Below are 4,622 nucleotides of genomic sequence, written 5' to 3'. Positions count from 1 at the left end.
GCGATGTTCGGGCCGAGCTTCTTCACCGGTTCGCTGATCCACCGCTTCGGCGCCGAGCGCATCGTCGCCATTGGGTTGGTGCTGCTCATCGCCTGCGCAGTGGTGGCGCTATCAGGCCTTGCACTATGGCAGTTCTGGACCGCGCTGATCCTGCTCGGCCTCGGCTGGAATTTCGGTTTCATCGGCGCGACCGCCATGGTCGCCGCGAGCTACCATCCATCCGAAAAAGGCAAGGTGCAGGGCTTCCACGACTTCGTCCTGTTCGGCTCCGTCGCCTTCGCCTCGCTGATGTCGGGCGCGGTCTACAATGCCTGGGGCTGGACCATGCTGAACTGGATCGTGTTCCCGGTCGTTGTGCTCTGCTTCCTGGCGCTCGGCACCCTGAAGCTGCCGGGCTTGCGCCGCGCCAACTGACATTGCGCCGTTTGCCGGCGCGCAATCGATCTAAATGCACGGCGGCCTCTGCCGGTGAGTCGCAGCGTCCGTCTTTCCGGCGAAAGCCGGGCAAAAACCGAACAATATCTTGACGTTCCCAGCCCTGTTTCGCATACACCTTAGCCAAGGGGTGGATTCCGCGTGCGGCGTTCATCTCCGTCCCAACGGCCCAGGGAGGGGTTCTTCTGGGCCATCAATCGAGGAAAATCCGGCAATGACCATCATTACCGCCGTCATCGCCTGCGGCTTGCTGTCAGTCCTGTACGCCATCTGGGCGACACGATCGGTCCTGGCGTCCGATCAGGGCAGCCAGCGCATGCAGGAAATCTCCGCCGCCATTCGCGAAGGTGCTCAAGCCTATCTGGCGCGCCAGTACACCACCATCGCCGTCGTCGGCATCGTAGTGCTTCTTCTCGCCTGGTGGCTGCTCTCCATCACCTCCGCGATCGGCTTCCTGATCGGCGCCGTGCTTTCGGGCGCTGCCGGCTTCATCGGCATGCATGTCTCGGTGCGTGCCAATGTCCGCACCGCGCAGGCCGCTTCCAACAGCCTGGCCGCCGGCCTCGACATCGCCTTCAAGTCGGGCGCCATCACCGGCCTGCTGGTGGCGGGCCTGGCGCTGCTCGGCGTCTCCATCTATTACCTCATCCTGACCGGCCCAATGGGCCTGCAGCCAAACGACCGCGTCGTCATCGACGCGCTGGTCTCGCTCGGCTTCGGCGCCTCGCTGATCTCGATCTTCGCCCGTCTCGGCGGCGGCATCTTCACCAAGGGCGCCGACGTCGGCGGCGACCTCGTCGGCAAGGTGGAAGCCGGCATTCCGGAGGACGATCCGCGCAACCCGGCCACCATCGCCGACAATGTCGGCGACAATGTCGGCGACTGCGCCGGCATGGCCGCCGACCTGTTCGAGACCTATGCGGTGACGGTCGTCGCCACCATGGTTCTGGCCGCAATCTTCTTCGGCGGCACGGCGGTGCTGGGCGCCGCCATGCTCTATCCGCTCGCCATTTGCGGCGCCTGCATCCTGACGTCGATCGTCGGCACCTTCTTCGTCAAGCTAGGTTCCAACGGCTCGATCATGGGCGCGCTCTACAAGGGCCTGATCGTCACCGGCCTGCTGTCGATCGTCGGCCTGGCCGTCGCCACTTCGGCGACGCTCGGTTGGGGTGAGGTCGGCACCGTCGCCGGCATCGTCATCACCGGCAAGAACCTGTTCATCTGCGGCCTGATCGGTCTTCTGGTGACCGGCCTCATCGTGGTGATCACCGAATACTACACCGGCACCAACAAGCGCCCGGTGAATTCGATCGCCCAGGCCTCGGTGACCGGCCACGGCACCAACGTCATCCAGGGCCTCGCGGTCTCCTTGGAATCGACGGCGCTGCCGGCCATCGTCATCGTCGGCGGCATCATCGCCACCTACCAGCTTGGCGGCCTGTTCGGAACTGCGATCGCCGTCACCACCATGCTCGGGCTCGCCGGCATGATCGTGGCGCTCGACGCCTTCGGCCCGGTCACCGACAATGCCGGCGGCATCGCCGAAATGTCGGGCCTGCCCAAGGAAGTGCGCCACTCCACCGACGCGCTCGACGCGGTCGGCAACACCACCAAGGCCGTGACCAAGGGCTATGCCATCGGCTCCGCCGGCCTCGGCGCGCTGGTGTTGTTCGCGGCCTATTCGAACGACCTCAGGTTCTTTGCCGCCAATGGCGACAGGTACCCGTACTTCCAGGGCATGGGCGAGATCTCCTTCGACCTTTCCAACCCGTATGTCGTTGCCGGCCTGATCTTTGGCGGCCTCATTCCGTATCTGTTCGGCGGCATCGCCATGACCGCCGTCGGCCGCGCGGCGGGCTCGATCGTCGAGGAAGTGCGCAAGCAGTTCCGCGAGGACAAAGGCATCATGGCCGGGACCTCGAAACCGAACTACGCGCGCGCCGTCGACCTGCTGACCCGGGCAGCGATCCGGGAAATGATCATCCCGTCGCTGCTGCCGGTGCTGGCGCCGCTCGTCGTCTATTTCGGCGTGCTCCTGATCTCGGGCTCGAAAGCCTCGGCCTTCGCGGCCCTTGGCGCCTCGCTGCTCGGCGTCATCGTCAACGGCCTCTTCGTCGCCGTCTCGATGACCTCCGGCGGCGGCGCCTGGGACAACGCCAAAAAGTCGTTCGAGGACGGCTTTACCGACAAGAATGGCGTCAAGCACCTGAAGGGCTCCGAGGCGCATAAGGCCTCGGTCACCGGCGACACTGTCGGCGATCCCTACAAGGACACCGCCGGCCCGGCGGTCAATCCGGCGATCAAGATCACCAATATCGTCGCGCTGCTGCTCCTGGCCGTGCTCGCGCACGGCTGAGCTAAGCGTTCTTTCTGCACCAAGTGAGCCCGCGGGAGCGATCCCGCGGGTTTTGTTTAGGCCAGGCCGTTTCGGCGAAACAAATAACCCGCCGAAGCGGATTCGGCGGGTCTTGGTCCGTGGACGTCGCTGACAGCGAACTCAGGGCGTGCCGCCGCCCGGGATGCCGGGCGCTAGCTTGCTGGCGCCGTTGATGATCTGGCTGAGGAAGTTCTGGTCCTTGCCGCCCGTCGGCGTCGTCCTCGAGATGAAGTCGAAGACCTTGCCGTCCTTCAGGCCGTAATTGGCGATCTGGGTGACGCGGCCGTCGGCGCCGAAATAGACCGCCAGCACGTGCTGGTCGACGATGCGCGGGTTGTCGAAGGCGACGTAGCGCTTGCGCGTCTGCGAGATATAATAGAACGCCTCGTTGTCGAAGGTCGCCGTCGTCGACGGCGTGCCCAGCGCAAGAAGAACCTGCTCGCGACTCGATCCGACCGGCACCGAGTCGATCGCCGCCTGGTCGATGACGTAGCCTTTCGTCAGCGTCTCGCTCGGACGCAGATCACCGAACATCTTGGACGAATTGCAGGCGGAAAGCGCGGATACCGCCACCAGCAGAGTGGCCACGCCCGCCCGCACAGGCATGAAAAACGACTTGAATTTCAGCGCACCCAACAACAATTCTCCATCACATCCCCGCAGCTTGCGCTGGGCCGCAAAACCGGTAAACCAGCTTGCATGCCGATGCAACAAGGCCAAATCAAACAAAAGGTCCCCGGGAGACCACCCTCAATGTTCCAGCGCCTTTTTGGTCGCGAACGTCACGCCAACGGCGCCATCACCGAGGCGCTCTACGCACAAATCGTGGCGGCGGCGCGGCAAACGGTGTTTTATTCCGACTGGAATGTGCCGGATACGCCGCTCGGCCGCTTCGAGATGCTGTCGCTCCATATGTACCTGATCCAGCACCGGCTGCGCGGCGAGGGCGGAGCCGCGGCCGAGATCGCTCAGGTGCTGATCGACGAGTTCTTCCTCGATGTCGACCATTCGCTGAGGGAACTCGGCATCAGCGATGTCGGCGTGCCGAAGCGCATGAAGAAGCTGGCAAAGATGTTCTATGGCCGCACTGCGGCCTACGACGAAGCCTTGCGGGACGACGACGGCGCGGCGCTTGCCGTGGCGCTCGCCCGCAATGTCAGGCCCGATGCCGGCGAATGGCCTGAGGCGTCGCTGCTGGCGAAGTATGTTAGCGCGGCGACCGGGCAGCTTGCCGCTCAGCCGACCGAATCGATCATGGCTGGCGCCGTCGCGTTCCCGGTCGCCGGAGCCACCTGAAGGAGGCGAGAATGAAGCACGCCGAACCGCAGAGCCCCGTATCCTTTGTCGCCAATGTCGCCCGCCTGCCGCAAAAGGGTTTGCCGGTTGCAATCGAGGCCGACGAAAGGCAGCGCACTGCGCTTGCCGCCGAACATGACCTGCTTTCCGTCGAGAGCTACCGCGCCGAGCTCTTGGTGGCGTCCTGGAAACGCAACGGCGTCAAGGTCAGCGGCCGCGTCGAGGCCGACATCACCCAGGCCTGCATCGTCACACTCGATCCGGTCGCGGCTCACATCGACGAGCCCGTCGAGGCGCTGTTCTTGCCGGAGCAGTCGAAACTCGGACGCGAAGGCTTCGACGGCGGCGGCGAGATCGTCCTCGACGCCGACGGGCCCGACAGCCCGGAAACTTTTTCCGGCGACACCATCGATGTCGGGGCGCTCGCCGAGCAGTTTTTCGGCCTGGCGATCGACCCTTATCCGCGCAAACCCGGCGCCTCGCTCGAGGGCGCGGGTGACGATCAGCCCGAGGA

5 protein-coding genes are annotated in these 4,622 nt (G+C 64.7%); 4 read left to right on the top strand and 1 reads right to left on the bottom strand.

Features of this window, described 5'->3' with window-relative positions; all coding sequences use genetic code 11:
* On the top strand, positions 1-414 hold a 414-nt coding region (locus tag EOA32_RS33450; RefSeq protein ID WP_145971442.1), incomplete at its 5' end, for an MFS transporter.
* Positions 415-649: 235 nt separating this feature from the next.
* Positions 650-2,791, top strand: coding sequence for a sodium-translocating pyrophosphatase (locus EOA32_RS33445; RefSeq protein ID WP_128374004.1), 2,142 nt, complete (start codon positions 650-652; stop codon positions 2,789-2,791).
* Between the two features lie 141 nt (positions 2,792-2,932).
* Here the strand turns inward: EOA32_RS33445 and EOA32_RS33440 are convergent, their stop codons facing one another.
* Entirely contained in the window at positions 2,933-3,448 is a 516-nt protein-coding gene (locus tag EOA32_RS33440; protein ID WP_067000750.1) for an outer membrane protein assembly factor BamE, read from the bottom strand.
* Between the two features lie 117 nt (positions 3,449-3,565).
* On the opposite strand from EOA32_RS33440, the gene EOA32_RS33435 reads away from it, so the two are divergent.
* Positions 3,566-4,108, top strand: a complete 543-nt coding sequence (locus EOA32_RS33435) for a ubiquinol-cytochrome C chaperone family protein (protein ID WP_128374003.1) — start codon at positions 3,566-3,568, stop codon at positions 4,106-4,108.
* An 11-nt stretch (positions 4,109-4,119) separates the two neighbouring features.
* The coding region (locus EOA32_RS33430) for a DUF177 domain-containing protein (RefSeq protein WP_145971441.1) at positions 4,120-4,622 on the top strand (503 nt) is incomplete at its 3' end.

This window comes from Mesorhizobium sp. M1A.F.Ca.ET.072.01.1.1, assembly GCF_004023325.1.
Lineage (GTDB): Bacteria > Pseudomonadota > Alphaproteobacteria > Rhizobiales > Rhizobiaceae > Mesorhizobium.
This window is presented reverse-complemented; position numbering and strand designations above follow the sequence as displayed.

What these genes read in the sequence shown, in the direction of transcription:
- EOA32_RS33445 (WP_128374004.1), top strand. Translation starts at nt 650, where the DNA reads ATGACCATCATTACCGCCGTCATCGCCTGCGGCTTGCTGTCAGTCCTG.
- EOA32_RS33435 (WP_128374003.1), top strand. Translation starts at nt 3,566, where the DNA reads ATGTTCCAGCGCCTTTTTGGTCGCGAACGTCACGCCAACGGCGCCATC.